The sequence below is a fragment of the Rhodococcus sp. C-2 genome (genome assembly GCF_027854095.1).
Classification (GTDB): Bacteria; Actinomycetota; Actinomycetes; order Mycobacteriales; family Mycobacteriaceae; genus Rhodococcus_F; species Rhodococcus_F qingshengii.
In genome coordinates, this window is record NZ_JAQGFI010000013.1 from 169,143 (window position 1) to 185,467 (window position 16,325).

At 64.2% G+C, this 16,325-nt stretch carries 14 protein-coding genes; 7 read left to right on the top strand and 7 right to left on the bottom strand.

Annotation, left to right across the window (positions count from 1 at the left end):
* Window positions 1-111: 111 nt before the first annotated feature.
* The 4 genes from PCS43_RS26145 to PCS43_RS26160 form a co-directional block, all read right to left on the bottom strand.
* A complete protein-coding gene (locus PCS43_RS26145) occupies window positions 112-3,921 on the bottom strand; it encodes an ABC transporter ATP-binding protein (RefSeq protein ID WP_209909304.1) in 3,810 nt (1,269 codons plus the stop codon).
* A gap of 36 nt (window positions 3,922-3,957) precedes the next feature.
* Window positions 3,958-4,731, bottom strand: coding sequence for an ABC transporter permease (locus PCS43_RS26150; RefSeq protein ID WP_209909301.1), 774 nt, complete (start codon window positions 4,729-4,731; stop codon window positions 3,958-3,960).
* Window positions 4,728-5,729 carry an ABC transporter ATP-binding protein gene (locus tag PCS43_RS26155; protein ID WP_209911656.1) on the bottom strand — a complete coding sequence of 334 codons (1,002 nt, stop codon included), beginning with the start codon at window positions 5,727-5,729 and terminating at the stop codon, window positions 4,728-4,730. The genes PCS43_RS26150 and PCS43_RS26155 overlap by 4 nt, the downstream gene beginning before the upstream one ends.
* A 68-nt stretch (window positions 5,730-5,797) precedes the next feature.
* On the bottom strand, window positions 5,798-6,547 hold the full coding sequence (locus PCS43_RS26160) for a hypothetical protein (protein WP_003945111.1): 750 nt from the start codon (window positions 6,545-6,547) through the stop codon (window positions 5,798-5,800).
* A gap of 154 nt (window positions 6,548-6,701) precedes the next feature.
* On the opposite strand from PCS43_RS26160, the gene PCS43_RS26165 reads away from it, so the two are divergent.
* Entirely contained in the window at window positions 6,702-7,112 is a 411-nt protein-coding gene (locus tag PCS43_RS26165) for a VOC family protein (RefSeq protein ID WP_003945129.1), read from the top strand.
* Window positions 7,113-7,123: 11 nt separating this feature from the next.
* Here the strand turns inward: PCS43_RS26165 and PCS43_RS26170 are convergent, their stop codons facing one another.
* Together PCS43_RS26170 and PCS43_RS26175 are read right to left on the bottom strand one after the other, a co-directional pair.
* On the bottom strand, window positions 7,124-8,158 hold the full coding sequence (locus tag PCS43_RS26170; RefSeq protein ID WP_042450363.1) for a glutathione S-transferase family protein: 1,035 nt from the start codon (window positions 8,156-8,158) through the stop codon (window positions 7,124-7,126).
* 23 nt (window positions 8,159-8,181) lie between these two features.
* Window positions 8,182-8,871 carry a hypothetical protein gene (locus tag PCS43_RS26175; RefSeq protein WP_003945114.1) on the bottom strand — a complete coding sequence of 230 codons (690 nt, stop codon included), beginning with the start codon at window positions 8,869-8,871 and terminating at the stop codon, window positions 8,182-8,184.
* Window positions 8,872-8,997: 126 nt separating this feature from the next.
* Here PCS43_RS26175 and PCS43_RS26180 point away from each other — a divergent pair, with 126 nt between their 5' ends.
* Together PCS43_RS26180 and PCS43_RS26185 are read left to right on the top strand one after the other, a co-directional pair.
* Window positions 8,998-9,621, top strand: coding sequence for a PadR family transcriptional regulator (locus PCS43_RS26180; protein ID WP_054832215.1), 624 nt, complete (start codon window positions 8,998-9,000; stop codon window positions 9,619-9,621).
* Window positions 9,622-9,623: 2 nt separating this feature from the next.
* Window positions 9,624-11,108, top strand: a complete 1,485-nt coding sequence (locus tag PCS43_RS26185; RefSeq protein WP_003945132.1) for a DHA2 family efflux MFS transporter permease subunit — start codon at window positions 9,624-9,626, stop codon at window positions 11,106-11,108.
* Here PCS43_RS26185 and PCS43_RS26190 read toward each other — a convergent pair.
* Window positions 11,068-12,468 carry an FAD-binding oxidoreductase gene (locus PCS43_RS26190; protein ID WP_209909298.1) on the bottom strand — a complete coding sequence of 467 codons (1,401 nt, stop codon included), beginning with the start codon at window positions 12,466-12,468 and terminating at the stop codon, window positions 11,068-11,070. The two genes, PCS43_RS26185 and PCS43_RS26190, sit on opposite strands and share 41 nt — an antisense overlap.
* Between PCS43_RS26190 and PCS43_RS26195 the strand changes: the two genes are divergently transcribed.
* The 4 genes from PCS43_RS26195 (at window position 12,467) to PCS43_RS26210 (ending at window position 16,324) form a co-directional block, all read left to right on the top strand.
* Window positions 12,467-13,267: an enoyl-CoA hydratase/isomerase family protein gene (locus PCS43_RS26195; RefSeq protein WP_209909295.1), complete on the top strand. Its 801-nt coding sequence runs from the start codon at window positions 12,467-12,469 to the stop codon at window positions 13,265-13,267. The genes PCS43_RS26190 and PCS43_RS26195 overlap by 2 nt on opposite strands.
* A gap of 93 nt (window positions 13,268-13,360) precedes the next feature.
* Window positions 13,361-14,554 (top strand): class I adenylate-forming enzyme family protein, encoded by a 1,194-nt coding sequence (locus PCS43_RS26200; protein ID WP_030536925.1) that lies wholly within the window; start codon window positions 13,361-13,363, stop codon window positions 14,552-14,554.
* 35 nt (window positions 14,555-14,589) lie between these two features.
* Window positions 14,590-15,351 (top strand): crotonase/enoyl-CoA hydratase family protein, encoded by a 762-nt coding sequence (locus PCS43_RS26205; RefSeq protein WP_209909292.1) that lies wholly within the window; start codon window positions 14,590-14,592, stop codon window positions 15,349-15,351.
* A gap of 7 nt (window positions 15,352-15,358) precedes the next feature.
* A complete protein-coding gene (locus PCS43_RS26210) occupies window positions 15,359-16,324 on the top strand; it encodes an adenosine deaminase (RefSeq protein ID WP_003945144.1) in 966 nt (321 codons plus the stop codon).
* The last annotated feature ends 1 nt before the right edge of the window (window position 16,325 follow it).

Genomic DNA, 16,325 nt, shown 5'->3' on the forward strand with positions numbered 1-16,325 from the left:
CCGAGCGTGTGACGAGCAATTGTGCGGCACACAATTTGTGAGCTGTCTCACGGAAGTCCGTGATCTTGCGATCGCGCACTACCTCTCGGCGGTACAAATCCGTGCCGACTGTCACGCGACGGGGTTGCCTTCGATGACAGTTCTCGACGTCAGATTATTCCCCTCACGCGCCTGCGATGCATCCCAGAGTCCCGAGTAGTGACCACCGGCATACCGCAGAACATCGTGCGGGCCGTATTCAACGATACGTCCCCGGTCAACTACGACAACGAGGTCCGCTCGGGCAGCTGTCGCGAGGCGGTGAGCTACGACGACGGAAGTCCGTTTCCGGGTGACCGACCGACTTGCTTCGAGCACCATCCGTTCGGTCGCGGGATCGAGCGTCGCAGTCGCCTCGTCGAGGAGCAGAAGGTCCGGGTCGACGAGTTCGGCACGGGCCAATGCGATCAGTTGGCGTTGGCCCGCCGAGAGCCCCTGGCCGCGCTCGCCGACGGGATGATTCATGCCTCCACGCATGTCGGCTATCGAATTCAGTGCGCCGACGGAACGCGCCGCTTCCTCGATCTCCGCGTGCGACGCCGACGGCCTGCCGTACGCGATGTTGTCGGCGACCGTGCCGGTGAACAGATGGGCTTCTTGTGGGACTACGCCGAGGCGACGTCGGTACTGCGAGAGGTGGAAGTTCCGGATGTCGGTTCCGTCCACGTCGACCGACCCGGACGTCGGGTCGTAGAAGCGGGCGAGCAACTTCACGACCGTCGACTTCCCGGCACCGGTTCGGCCGACCAGAGCGACGGTCGTGCCCGGCGGGATTTGCAGATCGAAATCGGAGAGGGCGTCGACGTCCGCACCCGAGTACCGGAACCCGACCCCGTCGAGATGGACGGCGCCGTCGAGTCGTCCGGAGATCGCGATCAAATCCTCGCTGTCGGCAGTCTCGATGGAACTGCGAGTGCGCAGCAGGTCGCCGATTCGTTGCAATCCGACGTTTGCCTGTTGGTAACCATCGAACACTTGTGAGAGTTGCTGAATCGGTCCGAACAGCAGACCGAGGTAGAGCACGAACGCGATCAGTACGCCGGGCGACGTCGACCCGTTGGCGATCTGGTGCGCGCCGACGAACACCACTGCGGCCAACGCGAGGTCGGACAGGAACGAGATGAACGGGAAGTAGATCGAAATGGCTCGCTGCGACCGCATCCGCGATCGGCGGTAGCTTTCGGAGCGTTCTGCGAACCTACGCGCCGCACCTTCTTCGCGGCGGTAGGCCTGAGCCGCTCGCAGACCGGCGATGTTCTCCTGGAAGTCGGCATTGACGAGCGAGATCCGTTCGCGGGACTGGCTGTAGGCAACCGAGGAGATCTTGCGGAAGATCACGGTCGCAACCACGAGCGGTGGGATGACGGCCAGCGCCACCAGGCCGAGCGTCACGTCGGTCGCCAGGAGCGCGATCGAAATTCCGCCGACGGTCAGAACGCTCACGATCGCCGTCGACATGCCGGTTTGGATGAACGACGACAGCGCGTCGACGTCGGTGGTCATACGCGTCATGATGCGGCCGGACAATTCCCGTTCGTAGTAGTCCAGACCCAGGCGCTGCAAGTGTGCATAGCTGCGGACGCGGAGCCCGAACAACACGCGTTCACCGGCTCGGGCCGTGAGCACCGTCATGACCGCCACGATGACCCAGTCTGCGGCGACCAGGAGCGCGCCGAACGCCGTCGCGATCCAGAGTGTGGTGCTGTCTGCGGTCACGACTCCGTGGTCGATCGCATATCTGACGAGGGAGGGAAATGCGATCGCCGCGGCGGAGTCCAGGGCGAGGCACACGACAACCGCCAGTAGAACCCAGCGGACCGGCCTCAAGATCTGTCGGAGTGAGAACTGTGGATTCGATTCGCGCAGGCTCTCAGGAGCGATTCCGGGGTCTTCGCGTGCGGGTGGGAGAGCGTCGACTGCTGCCCGCAGGGACGGCGTCACCGCGATTCCGCTGAGCGCTCCGGCCATCGGTCCGCCCGCACCCTGCGTCGTAGCGGCTGTGCTGTCGGCTTCGGATTCCGGTGCCTGCGGCCACAACTGCTCGGTTGTCGGCTCGCTGCGGTCACGTCCGAAAGCATCGGAGTCGACGTCGTCGAGTTCGGCCGGTAGTTCCGGCGGCGAGGAGAACAGGGCACGAAAGAGCGGACATCGCGCTTCCAGTTCGTCCACGGTTCCGGAGTCGATGATCCGTCCGCCGTCGAGAACCGCGACCCGGTCTGCGAGCGTCAGGGTGGACCGCCGGTGAGCGAGGATGAGCGTGGTCTGGCGCCGTCTGGCCCGGAACGCGTCGAAGATCGCGGCTTCGGTAGCCGCATCGACTGCGGAGGTCGCGTCGTCGAGGACCAGGATTCGTGGGTCGACGAGCAGTGCCCTGGCAAGTGCGATGCGCTGACGCTGGCCGCCCGACAGCGTCAGACCTCGTTCACCGACAACGGTGTCGTATCCGTCCGGGAGTGCCTCGATGAACGAATCTGCCTGTGCCAGTGCTGCTGCGTCGCGGATGTCCTCGTCGGAGGCGTCCTCGCGACCCAGTGCGATGTTGGCGGCAATGGTGTCCGAGAACAGGAAGGGCTCGTCGAAGACGAGGCTGACGGCGGCACGAAGCTGCTCACTGCGCAGTTCGCCGATGGGGAACGTCTCGCCGGCGGTATCGACTGTCACCGCACCCGAAGTCGGTGCGTAGAACCGGGGGAGAAGCAAGGACAACGCGGTCTTGCCCGACGCGGCCGGACCAACGACGGCGACGGTCTCGCCCGGTTCTATGCGGAGGTTCAGCCCGGTCAGGACGTCGCGTTCGGTGTCGAATCCGAATGCCACGTCGTCGAAGGTGACTCCGAGAGGACCGTCGGGCAGGTCCACCGGATGGTCTGGATCGGCGATGTCCGGCTGAGCGTTGATGACGTCGTAGACACGCTCTACAGCGGCGCGCGCCAGCTGCGCCATGACGATGACCGACGACAGAGTTCGGGTGACGCCGGTCATCGTCACGATGTAGGTGGCGAACGCGAGAAACGTTCCCACGGTGATCTTGTCGTGCAGCGCGAGATACCCGCCGAGGGCGATCACTCCCACCTGCCCGAGCTGGGGCAAGGCGGCCATGGTTGGCGCGAATTTCGCATTCAACCACGCGGCGCGAAGGCGCTCGGAGTACAGCGTGCGGCTATGTTTCTCCAGCTGGTCGACGGCTCGTTGTTCCTGCCCGAATCCCTTGACGACGCGCACGCCGGTGACGGTTTCCTCGACGTGTTGGGCGAGGTCGGCGGCCCGCTGCTGCGCGGACCATGTTGCGGCGAAGAGCATCGGTCGCATCAGGAACACCACCAGCCCTACTGCTGGGATGACGGCGACAGCGACGAGAGTCAACAGCGGCGAGAGCCACGCCATGATGCCGATCGCCAGCACGAATTGCAGGAGCGCTCCCGCGGACATCGGCACCATCGCGAGTAAACCCTGGACGAGCTGCAGATCCGTGATGGACCGGGAGACCACCTGGCCTGTGCGGATCTGATCCTGCCCGCGTCCGTCGAGGCGTTGCAGCGAACCGAGCAGGGCGAGCCGCAAGTCGTGTTGAACGTCGAGCGAGAGTCGGCCGGCAAGCATCCGTCGGCCGTACTGGCACGCGAAGCGGACGATCGCGAGCAACGCGATCGCCAACGCGACGAACCCGATCACCTTGCCCGGGTTCTCCTGGCTTGCGGCGTCGAGCGCATAGCGGGTCAGGAGAGGAAACGAGATGTCGATCGCAGAGGCGATGACCGTAACGAGTAGCGCGCCGATCGCAACTCTTCGGTGCAACCAGCATGCGTGGGCCAAGCGGCGGATCCAGCCCGGAGCTCGATCCACCTCTCCAGCTACCGGACTGTCCGTGTTGATCGTGTTCATCGAGATCCACGGTAGACCCGGCCCCAGACAGCTTTTTCAGGTGATGTCGCGGGTCCTGGTCCGTAGCCAACCGAGCCCGCAGAACAGAACTACCCAAGCGGACAGCATCATCGGGCCGCTCGGCCAGGACGCAAACGCGTCGACGTCGATCGACGGTGCCGCATTGACGATCGTGCCGATCGTGGCCGACACCGGAAGCGCGGCCCCGATCCCACCGAGATCCATCGCGAGCAGCACGGCGCGGACGATCCATTCACCGAAGACGAACCACAGGACGACCGAGAGGGCACCGGCCATCGACGAACCGGTGAGCAGGGCCACCCCGGCGCCGAGTAGTGCCCACAGCGCACACGCCAGGATGCCTGCGGCGCAGATGGCGAAGAGATCGGTGGTGAAGCTGAAGTCCCGGCCGAAGAGCAACATCGCGCCGATGCTGACTACTTCGACCGCCAGTGCGTAGCCGACGGCGAATACCGCGACGACGGCAAGTTTTGCGCCGAGAACTCCGTCGCGGCCACGAGCTGTGAGGAACGTCGTGGTGAGAGTCTTGTAGCCGAATTCGGATCCGGCGGTGAGTGCTCCGAAGACGGCCGCGAACACCAGGACAAGCGTGTTCGAGACACCGAGGCTGACGCCGGTGGACACGACATCGACGTCGAACGTGGTGTCGGCCGAATCGGCCACGACTTCGACGAACGTCCGAGTCGAGGCAGCAATCAGCACGGCCACGACCACCGGTGCGATGGCCAGTGCCCACCAGTAGCGCAGGGTGAGAACTTTGAGTGTCTCCGCGCGCACGAGCGTGGTCATCTGTGTCCTCCGGAAGGTCCGTATGCGGCAGGGCCGTAATAGCCCGGTCCGGAACCGGGACCGGGTGGGCGGTGGTATCCGACCTGGGGAACCGCGTACTGCGGTGTTGTCATCGCGAGGAACAGTTGCTCGAGATCTGCGCCTTCGGTTGCGACACCGAAGATCGTGACTCCGGCGGCCGACGCCACCGGTGGCAGTACCGACGTGTCGGTGCCGCCCACGGCGAGCCGTCCGTCCTGGGTGATCTGGGCGTCGATGATTCCGCGAGCGGCCAAGGCCGTGGCGAGGAGCGCTGGGTTGGAACACGAGACGAGCAGTCGACTGCGCTGCGAGCGGCGAAGTTCGTCCATGGTCCCTTGGTATACGAGTGAGCCGGCGCTGACGATGACCACGCTGTCGACGGTCGCTTCCACTTCACGAAGCGCGTGACTCGAGATCAGAACCGTTCGGCCGGAACCAGCGAAGGTCTGCAGGAACTGACGAAGCCACGCCATGCCCTCGGGGTCGAGTCCGTTCGCGGGTTCGTCGAGCACGAGGATCTCGGGATCACCGAGCATCGCGGTGGCAAGGATCAGGCGTTGGCGCATCCCGAGCGAGAAGGTGCCGGTCTTGTGGGCTCCGACCGATCTCAGACCGACCATGTCCAGCACCTGCGCCGCGCGCTGAGTCGGCATGCCGATAGCGGCGGCGTAGATCTCGAGGTGTCCGAGGGCCGTTCGTTTCGGATGGAGACTGCCGACGTCGAGTACTGCGCCGACGGTCCGGGCCGGGTTGGGCAGCAAACGCATCGGGGTGCCGTTGATCGTGGCCGATCCCGACGTCGGTGACACCAGTCCGAGGAGCATCCGCAACGTGGTCGTCTTGCCCGAACCGTTCGGGCCGAGAAACCCGGTGATCGAGCCCGCCTTAACGTCGAAGCTCAGGTCGTTGACCGCGCGCGCCGCCTTGAACGTCTTCGTCAACCCACGAATCTCGATGGGGGCAGAGAAGGATCCCATTGCGGTGTTCGTCAATGCTGCTCCCGGGTCGGCGGCGAATACGTGATGCGAGCCTACGGCCCGGACGGCTATCTGCGGATGGCCCGGCGTGTCTCCGTCTGGGGAAGCACTGCGGCATCGTCGGCAGGCATCACGATCAGGTGATCGGTCCACCTGGCCGGTGCCGGTCCGAAGGCTTCGCGCGCATTCTTGACGACGCCCTTGCCGATTGCACGGTTGCCCGCACCGCCGATGACCGCACCGATTCCGGCCGGAACGAGCTTGCCGAGGATCAGTGCGCTGCGCTTCGCGGCGTACTTGGTCACGAATTTCCGCACGAGGGTGCTGTTCATTCCCCTCATCGTGGGTCCGGGAATCTTGCTCGTGATTGCCGTTCCCCAGTTCTTGGCTGTGATTCCGGTGGCCTTCTGCACGATCTCCATACCGGATTCGCCGAGGGCGACTGCCAGGACCAGGGCGCGTCGTTGCTGGTGATCCTGTACGGAGATTCCATGCACTGACGCAATTGCCAACGTCAGCAGTGCTGACGCCTCGAGGAAGAAAGCCGATTCCGCACCGACGGCAGCGATGGACGCGACCGTTCCGACGCCCGGCACCGCGGCGGTGGCGCCGACGGCACTGCCGCTGCCGGTCACGGCGAGAATGAACATCTTCTCCATCCGCTCGACGATCTGAGCAGGTGACTCGTCGGGGTGCGCCTTACGGACGTGGTTGACATATTTGGCCACTGCGGGCGCTTGCAGGCGGCTTCCGTTGTCGAGAACGGAAACGAGGACCTTCTCGATACGCCCGCTGTCGTTGTTCGTCGACTTGCTCATTGCTGCCCCTCCACAGTTGTCCTCCTCTGAAGCGAGGTGGACCGTATCTCGAGAATAGGTGAAGTTTTCGCTGGCGGCGGTGATCCCCGGGGCCATAGGCTCGTACGAGACTCGGTTTTCTTCGTGAGTTTTCCCAGGCAGGAGTTCGAGTGTTATGACCGCCACTTCGGAATCTCGTTCGACGACCATCTGGCCGACGCTGCGCTACCTCGACGCCCGTGCGGCAATCCACTTTCTGGTGAGCACCTTCGGTTTCGTGGAGAAGGCCGTCTACGGAGAGGGAGACGTGGTGGACCACGCCCAACTCGACTGGCCGGGCGGTGGCGGCATCATGTTGGGTTCGCCGCGCACCGATTCGGCGATCGCCGGCCTGCCCCCTGGAATCGGTTCGGTGTACATCGTCGTGGACGACGCGGACGCCGCCGATGCACTCCACGAACGCGCTGTCGCCGCGGGCGCCACGATCACGCAGGGATTGCGCGACGAGGACTACGGTTCGCGGGGGTTCACCTGCCGTGATCCCGAAGGTGTGTACTGGAGTTTCGGCACGTACGCAGGGGAGTAGCCCCCCGCGACCTACCTGGTGGCCCAGTGCTCTGCCGGAACCACTTCCGACGGGATGGGCGGATGAGGTGGTGTGCCGTCCCCGAACGGTCGGCCACCCAACTGTTCGCGTCCGTGCGGTTCGAGCCAGTGTGTCAATTCCGGTCCCTTGGGCACGATTCCGGAGGGATTGATCTCGGAATGCACGATGTAGTAGTGCGCTTTGATCTGTGTGAAGTCGATGGTGTCACCGAATCCGGGGGTCTGGAACAGATCGCGCGCGTAGTCCCACAGCACCGGCATCTCGCTGAGTTTGCTTCTGTTGCACTTGAAGTGGCCGTGATAGACGGGATCGAACCGCGCCAGCGTGGTGAACAGGCGCACATCGGCTTCGGTGATGGTGTCGCCCACCAGGAAACGTTGCCGGGCAAGACGTTCGGTGAGCCAGTCGAGGCGAGCGAACAGCGTGTCGTATGCCTCGTCGTAAGCCTGCTGTGAACCGGCGAAACCGCAGCGGTAGACGCCGTTGTTGACGTCGCGAAAGACGTACTCGGCAACTTCGTCGATTTCGTTTCGCAGAGGCTCCGGGTACAGATCCGGTGCGCCTTCGCGGTGGTACTTCTTCCATTGCGTCGAGAAGTCGAGGGTGATCTGTGGGTAGTCGTTCGTGATCACCTTGCCCGTGGCGATCTCCACCATGGCGGGCACCGTGATTCCCCTGGGGTAGTGGGGATCTCGGGCGAAGTATGCGTCCTGCAGTCGAGGGATCTTCAGTACGGGATCGACGCCTCCCGGGTCGAGATCGAAAGTCCAGCTTCGCTTGTCGTGAACCGGACCGCAGATGCCCATCGACAGTACGTCTTCGAGGCCGAGTAGGCGGCGGACGATGATGGCGCGGTTTGCCCACGGGCAGGCACGTGCCACGATCAACCGGTATCGCCCGGGTTCGACGGGGTAACCGTCGCGGCCGTCCTCGGTGATCCGGGTCGGGATGTAGTTGGTGTCGCGTTTGAATTCACGACCCTCTTCGACGAATGTCGGTTCGCTCGCGCCGTCTTCCGTACTCATCTGCGGTCCCTCTCGTTCGAGTGTCAACTGGGCAGGTGCACGTGTACCCGAGCGTATGCCCCCAGAACGTCGAATTTGGCTTTACGTGGAAGCGTCGCGCCGATCGCACTGCCGCGACTTGTGCGTAGCTGCGGGATCAAGCCGGAATCGAGAGCGTCCTCCGCAGCGAGAAGCGTTACTGCGCAGCCGATTCCGTGACGGCGATGCGCTGGAGCAGTCAGGGTCGTGAGATCTGCCACGAATCCCTGAAATTCGGAGTATGCCGCGCATCCGAGCACCTCGGTGGAATCGGTGAGGGCGGTGAACCACCGCGTCCGGTTCCCGAGGTCGGCTGTGGTGCTGTCGTCGGGTGGGCAGAGCGCAGCGACGGCGAGGGCATCGTCGATGTCGTGGGAAATCAGTAGTTGCTCGTCGGGTGGCGCGTCCGTGTAGTCGCCGAGGAAAGCGAGATCGACGGGGCCGGTGATTCGGCCGCCGTGATCGCCGGCGATCTCGAGCAGGCGCGCCGGTTGCAGCAGGGCGTCGACGGAGATGTCCTCGGTGCGCTCGATGAACCACTGCGGCCCGACGATCGCACCTGAGCCTGCCAGATCGAGAACGTGGATGTCGTCGCCGACGACGCGGGCCGTGTGTGCCGGCCGAAGTGCCGAGTCGCCGAGGCCCAGTTCACGTGCCCAAGCGAGTCGGATGATGTCGAGGTGATGTTCGTCCACTCGCTACAGGCTAGTCCGATTCGAACGGGTTGATCGAGATGGACAGAGGTCGTATATTCCATGTGGACTATTTCAGGTGGAATAGTCAAGAAATAGTCAATTGCGGCTTGTCAGGGAGGGGGACTCATGGGTGACGTGTCACTGACGCCTCTGGGAATCACCGTTCTGGGCCTGCTGTCCGAGCGTTCGATGCATCCGTACGAGATGTATCAACTGGCCTCGGTTCGCCGGGGCGATCAGTTGGTGAAGATCAAGCCGGGATCGCTCTATCACACGGTTTCCCGGCTGGAGAAGCAGGAACTTCTGGCTTCGATCGGGACCGATCGTGAGGGCAACCGGCCCGAACGGACGACGTACGAGATCACCGCCCGGGGCCGTGAGGCCCTCGAGCATCAACTACGTGAGATGTTGGCGGTTCCGGTGCGGGAGTATCCGCGGTTGCCGCTCGCGCTCGCCGAAATGCACAACCTCTCCGCGTCCACCGCGTGTCAGATGCTTCGAATTCGTCTCGCGCACCTCGACAAGACGATCGCGAAATTCGAGGTCGACTACGAAGCGGTGAAGGCGGCGGAAAAACCACGAATCTTCACGGTGGGCGCGGACTACGCCCACGCACTGACCGTCGCCGAAAGAGATTGGATCGGCGCGTTGGTGACAGACATCGAGAGCGGCGAAATGCCCTGGCTCTCACAAGAACTTCTCGACCGGCTGGCCGGCTCCGCAGGCTCGTCCGCACTACCTAAGGACTGAAGATGGAAAAGCAGGTCAATCCCTGGCACGCGCTGTGGGCGCTGTGTATCGGGTTCTTCATGATTCTGGTGGACAGCACCATCGTCGCTGTCGCCAACCCTGCGATCATGGAGGACCTCGGCACCGACATCAACAAGGTCGTCTGGGTCACCAGCGCGTACCTGCTGGCGTACGCGGTGCCGCTGCTCGTCACCGGCCGGCTCGGTGACAGGTTCGGACCGAAGAACCTGTACATGATCGGCCTCGTACTGTTCACCGGCGCTTCACTGTGGTGTGGCCTGTCCGGCAGCGTCGAGATGCTCATCGTGGCAAGGGCTTTCCAGGGTCTGGGCGCCGCAATGATGACGCCTCAGACGATGGCCGTCATCACACGCACGTTCGCGCCGAACAAGCGTGGCGCCGCAATGGGCCTGTGGGGCGCGGTTGCCGGTGTTGCGACGCTGGTCGGTCCGCTTGCCGGTGGTGTGTTGGTCGACAATCTCGGCTGGGAATGGATCTTCATCGTCAACGTCCCGGTCGGTGTCATCGCCTTCCTCCTCGCGTGGAAGCTTGTTCCGTCGTTGCCGACCAGCGAGCACAAGTTCGACATCCCCGGCGTGATTCTCAGCGCCGCAGGCATGTTCCTGCTCGTGTTCGGAATCCAGGAAGGCAGTTCGTACGACTGGAACGGATTCGTCTGGAGCCTGATCGGTGCCGGTGTGGTGTTGCTCGCGGTGTTCGTGTTCTACCAGTCGCGCAACAAGAACGAGCCCTTGCTTCCACTCGAACTCTTCAAGGACCGCAACTTCTCGCTCGCCAACGTCGCCATCACCGCGATGGGCTTCGCGATCACGTCGATGGTCCTTCCGCTGATGTTCTACACCCAGGCAGTTCGCGGACTCTCCCCGACGCAGTCGGCGCTCCTCCTCGTTCCGATGGCCGTGCTGACCGGCATTTTTGCGCCGATCATCGGCAAGCTCGTCGACAAGACGCATCCGCGCTACATCGCGGGCACCGGCTTCCTGCTGTTTGCGATCGCCCTGGGCTGGCTCGCACTGGTGATGTCTCCCGACGTCGCGATCTGGGAACTGCTCCTGCCGATCGGCCTGATCGGCTTCGCCAACGCATGCATCTGGTCACCGCTCGCGGCCACCGCCACACACAACCTGCCTCCGATGCAGGCCGGCGCCGGCGCCGGCGTCTACAACACCACCCGGCAGGTGGGTGCGGTTCTCGGCAGTGCCGCGATCGGAGCACTGATCACCGCACGATTGGCGGCTCAGGGTCTGACCGGCGGCAGTTCCGAAGCCGGAGTGGGTCACCTACCCGAGTTCGTCCGTGAACCGTTCAGCACGGCGATGTCGGAGTCGATCTGGCTGCCCGCAGGCGTGCTGCTCATCGGCTTCGTCGCTTCGGTGTGCTTCGCTCGGCCTCTGCGCGGCGACGCACACGACGACGCGATGGCCGTCAGTGCCGAAGCGCGTCGGGAAACATCACTGCACGATTGAGATAGTCGCTCGGGTCCAGGGCTCGCTTGATCGCCCACATCGTGGCTATGTCCTCCGCAGAGAGGGCCAGGTTCAGATAGTTGCGTTTGAGCGAGCCCACCCCGTGCTCGGAACTGACGTTTCCGCCGTGATCGCGAACCAGTTCGAGGATGCTGCGGTACACGGTGTCGGCGTTCGGGCAGTTCAGGACGTTGAGGTGGATGTTTCCCTCGGCGACATGTCCGAAGAGGATCGGAATTGCCTCGGGGGCACGACTCGCGATCACCGCCGCGGCGTCCTCGGCGAAGGTGGCAAGCGAGTCCAGCGGCAGCGCCGCGTCGAATTTCAGTGGGGGACCGAACAGTCCGACCACTTCGGCGAAACACTCCCGCGCCGCCCACAAACGCGTCGAGCCGGGATCGTCGACCGCCACTGCCGGGGTCTGCGGTGGGTCGATGCGTTCGAGCAGCTCGGCCAGGTCTTCCAGCGGATCGTGGGCCGCGGACACCTCGGCGAGCAGGTACCACGGTCGCCCCGTCGGCACCGCGGCGTTCAAATGGCGTGCGGCCAATTCGAGTCCACGGCCGTCCACCAACTCCAGTGCGTCGACGCCGTCGAGAGTGCGCAACGTGCGCCCCGCGTCCACGACGTCTTGCAGTCGGTCGAAACCGGTCAGCGTCGTGACCCGGTGAGTCGGTACCCGTCGTAGTTTCAGATCGACTGCCGTGACCACACCAAGAGTTCCCTCGCTGCCCACCCACAGTGCGGGCAGGTTGTATCCGGAATTGTCGGACAACACTTTCGGTGACCGACGCACCGTGGTCCCGTCGGGGAGCACCACCTCGAGGCCGAGCACCTGTTCGGCCATGTTCCCGTATCGAACCGTGTGCAGGCCACCGGCATTGGTGGAGACCATGCCGCCGATCGTCGCAGTGTCCCGCGAGGCTATGTCGACACCGAACTTCAAACCGGCGGCGGCGGCCGCCGAATGTACCTGCGCGAGTGTCGCTCCCGCACCGGCGGCGACCCGACCGGCGGCAACATCGACTTCGCCGATCGCCTCGAGGCGTTCGGTGGAGAGCAGGACGTCGTCGTGCTCGGGCACCGTCCCGGCGACCAGACCGGTTCGCCCGCCCTGAATGGTGACCGGTACGCCGCGCGAGCGGCACACGTTCAGCACTGCCGAGACTTCGGCGGTGTTTCCGGGTCGGACCAGAGCGCTGGCGCGCCCGCTGTAGCGCCCTGTCTGGTCGGTGGAACGGGTCGCCAACACGTCGGCGTCGTCGACGACGAACCGGTGTCCCACAACGTCCGCGAGTGCATTTCTCAGACCGTCCACCCGACGATCGTAGGCCGGTTCGATGTGGCAGTGTGGCGGCATGACTGCTCCCGAATCGCATCCCACCCGCCTCGAGCGCTTCACCACCGATGGTGGTGCCGAGGTGGCTGTCCTGACGTTCGCGCACGGACCACTCAATCTGTTCGATCAGGCCATGTTCGACGCCGTCATCGCCGATGTTGCAGCGCTGACCGAAAACCCACCGCGCGCTGTGCTTCTGCGCGCCGAGGGCAAGGTCAACTCGGCCGGCGTCGACGTCCATGTGTTCGACGGACTGAACCCGGAGCAGGGAGCGGAATTGTGGCGCGAACTGTTCGCCCAGATCTGCCATCCGCTCGAGGCGTTGCCGTGCCCGGTCATCTACGCGGCGCACGGGCTGACGCTGACTGCTGCCTTCGAGATCTCCTTGGCCTGCGACATCATCCTCGCGGCGCCGAAGGCGAAGTTCGGACTGGTCGAGACAGTGGTCGGTCTGACGCCGTCCATGGGTGGACCGCAGCGTTTGGCCGAGCGCGCCGGTTCCGCACGGGCTCGGGAGTTGGTCATGACCGGCGATCTCTACGACGCCGCAACCCTGCACTCGTGGGGCGTCGTCAATGCCGTTCACGACGATGTCGATGCTGCGGCGCGTGCCCTGGTGGCCCGGTTGGCGGACGGGCCCACGCGAGCCCACGACGCCACCAAGCAGATCGTGGCGGCCTGGCGTTCCGGCGGGATCGCCCACGCGGATTCGGTGACTCCCGGGGTGTCCGGTGCGCTGTTCGCCACCGATGACCTACGCGGCGCTGTCCGCAGTTTCCTCGAGGTCGGACCGGGCAAAGCGGTCTACTCCGGAAAGTAAGTTTGCGACGATTATCGCCAGAGACCTCCACGAACTGTGATCCACGTCATATAGTCGAATGGCCGGTGGGTTGTCAGTGACGTGGAGGTATCGATGCGGTCGACGCTTGTGGAATACCCGTGTTCGACTCAGCTCCTCGCCGACGCCCGTGTCACCCGTGCGGGTGACGGGGTGCTTCGGTACAGCCAACTCGACCCGTCGCTGTCCGAACTCCTCGACATCGCCGTTCATCGATTCTCCTCACGCATCGCGGTGGAGGAGGTCGACGGCGAGCAGGTCACCTTCGCGGAGTTGTGGGCCGAGGCGTCGCGGGTCGCAGGCGGGCTGAAGTCGCGAGGCGTCGAGATCGGTGACCGTGTGGCCATTCGCGTCGCCGCCGGGGTGAGGTGGATGGAGGCGTGCCTCGGCGTCATTCTCGCCGGCGGTGTTCCAGTCTCCGTGGGTGTTCATCTGAGCGACGACGCGGCGGACTTCGTCATCGCGGACAGTGGCTCGGTGTTGGTGCTCGACGGGGAACTCCCACACGGTGTTCCGTTCATCGACGACGGTGCCGCCCCGGAGGAGATGGCGATCCTCGCGTACACCGCCGATTCTTCGGGTGAAATGCTGGGCGTCGAGTTGAGCAACGAGAACGTGCTCTCCGCCATCGTCGGCATTCTGCACTCGCGCGATTACGGCGTCGAAGGTGTGCGCAATCTGTTGGTGGACAATGACTTCAAGTCGGTACGGCAATTCGTGCACGTGCTCGCGACGTTGGTGGTCGGTGGAACGGTGGTCCTCGCCGGCGACTTCTGGCGTGAGAGTGTGCATACCGTCGACATCGTGACCGGGCGGCCCGAGGACCTGCTCGAGCCACGGTTGCTCACCCTTGGACCGGCGGCGCGTGCCGGTTCGAGGTCGGTTCAGTGGATCGATTGCAGCGGGTCGCCGATCACGGCCGAACAGGAATCCAAGCTGCTGACCCTGTTCCCGGCCGCTCGGCATGTGATCGGGTGGGGCAAAACCGAGACCTGTGGGGCTGGTCTCATTCTGCCAACCGAGTCGGCGCCCACCCACCTCGGAAGCGTCGGAATCGCTTTCGGTGGAATGGAAGTGGCGTTGTACGGCCCGGATGCTCCAGGTGGTTTCGGTGAGTTGCTGTGCCGTGGACCGAGTGTCACGCGTCGGTATTGGAACTCGCCGCAAGCGACCTCGACGAGGTTCACCCAGGGGTGGTTCTGCACTCACGACACCGCGCAGATCGACCCCGATGGCTTCGTCCGTATTGTCGAACGCAACGTCGCGTAGTCACGCGAGCGTGGTCGACAAACGAGAGGGACATCATGGCGGACGAGGTTCTCACCGAGCGGCGCGGGCGGACACTGATCATCACCATCAACCGGCCCGAGGCGCGTAACGCCATCAACTCGGCGGTCAGTCACGCATTGGCCGCTGCGGTCGAAGAGCTCGATGCGGACGACGATCTGTCCTTGGCGGTGCTGACAGGAGCCGGCGGAAACTTCTGTGCCGGTATGGATCTGAAGGCATTCGTGGCCGGCGAGAACGTACTCGTGCCGGGACGCGGTCTCGGATTCACGGAAGGGCCGCCGCGTAAGCCGATCATTTCGGCGGTCGAGGGCTTCGCGTTGGCAGGCGGCACGGAACTCGTGCTTGCCACCGACCTGGTGGTCGCGTCGTCCGAAGCGAAGTTCGGTATCCCGGAGGTCAAGCGAGGGCTGGTCGCAGGTGGAGGCGGATTGTTGCGCCTGCCCAAGCGGATTCCGTACCAGAAGGCATTGGAACTGGCCCTGACCGGTGACAGTTTCACAGCCGAGGAGGCCTACCGCTACGGCTTCGTGAACACGGTGACCGAGCCAGGTAAGGCGCTCGAAGGCGCGCTGGAGCTGGCTGATCGCATCACCCGCAACGGACCGCTCGCGGTTGCGGTCACCAAGGAGATCATCGTCAAGGCCAGCGGTTGGTCCGACGACGAAGCTTTCGCGAAGCAGTTGCAGGTCATGGCGCCGGTGTTCGCGTCCGAAGATGCACGCGAGGGCGCGACGGCGTTCGCCGAGAAGCGCGCCCCGGTCTGGAAGGGGCGGTAACACCGACATGGCTACACCTGTCGCAGAGCTGCACATGCACATCGAGGGTTCTCTGGAACCCGAACAGATTTACCGACTTGCCGAGCGCAATCGAATGGACTTGCCGTACAAGGATATCGACGATCTGAAGTCGAGGTACGAGTTCACCGATCTGCAGTCGTTCCTCGATCTCTACTTCGCCAACATGGCCGTCCTGCGCACCGCGGAGGATTTTGCCGACCTGACGCGAGCGTACTTCCGCCGCGCGGCTGCCGCCGGCGTCGCGCATGCCGAGTTCTTCTTCAATCCACAGGCGCACGTGGTCCGTGGTGTTCCGCTGACCGAGGTCCTGGACGGGATCATGGATGCGGTGGCATCGAGTGAGCGCGAGTTCGGGCTCAGCAGCGCGGCAATCGCCGCCATCCTCCGAGATCAGCCCGTCAAAGACGCCGAGGAGATCTTCTCCGAGATAATTCGCCTGCAGGCTCCAATCGTCGGGCTCGGACTCGACTCCGCGGAGGTCGGCAACCCGCCGTCACTGTTCGAGGACGTGTTCGCCCGCGCCCGTGCCGAGGGTTTGCACGTTGTGGCTCACGCCGGTGAAGAGGGACCGCCCGAGTACATCTGGCAGGCGCTCGACATTCTCGGCGCCGAGCGGATCGACCACGGAGTCCGGGCACTCGAGGATCCTGCCCTGATCGAGCGTCTGGTCGACGAGGAGATTCCACTGACGGTCTGCCCGTTGTCGAACGTTCGTCTGCGGGTGTTCGATTCGCTGTCGGATCATCCGCTTCGATCGATGCTCGAGATGGGTTTGATCGTCACGGTCAACTCCGACGACCCGGCCTACTTCGGGGGATATGTCGACGACAATTTCACCGAACTGGGCCGAGCCCTGGGTCTGACGGAGGCCGAGCGAGACACCCTCGCCCGGAACTCGATCAAGGCCTCGTTTGCGAGCGATGCGCGAAAAGCGGAACTACTGCGGCACTGAC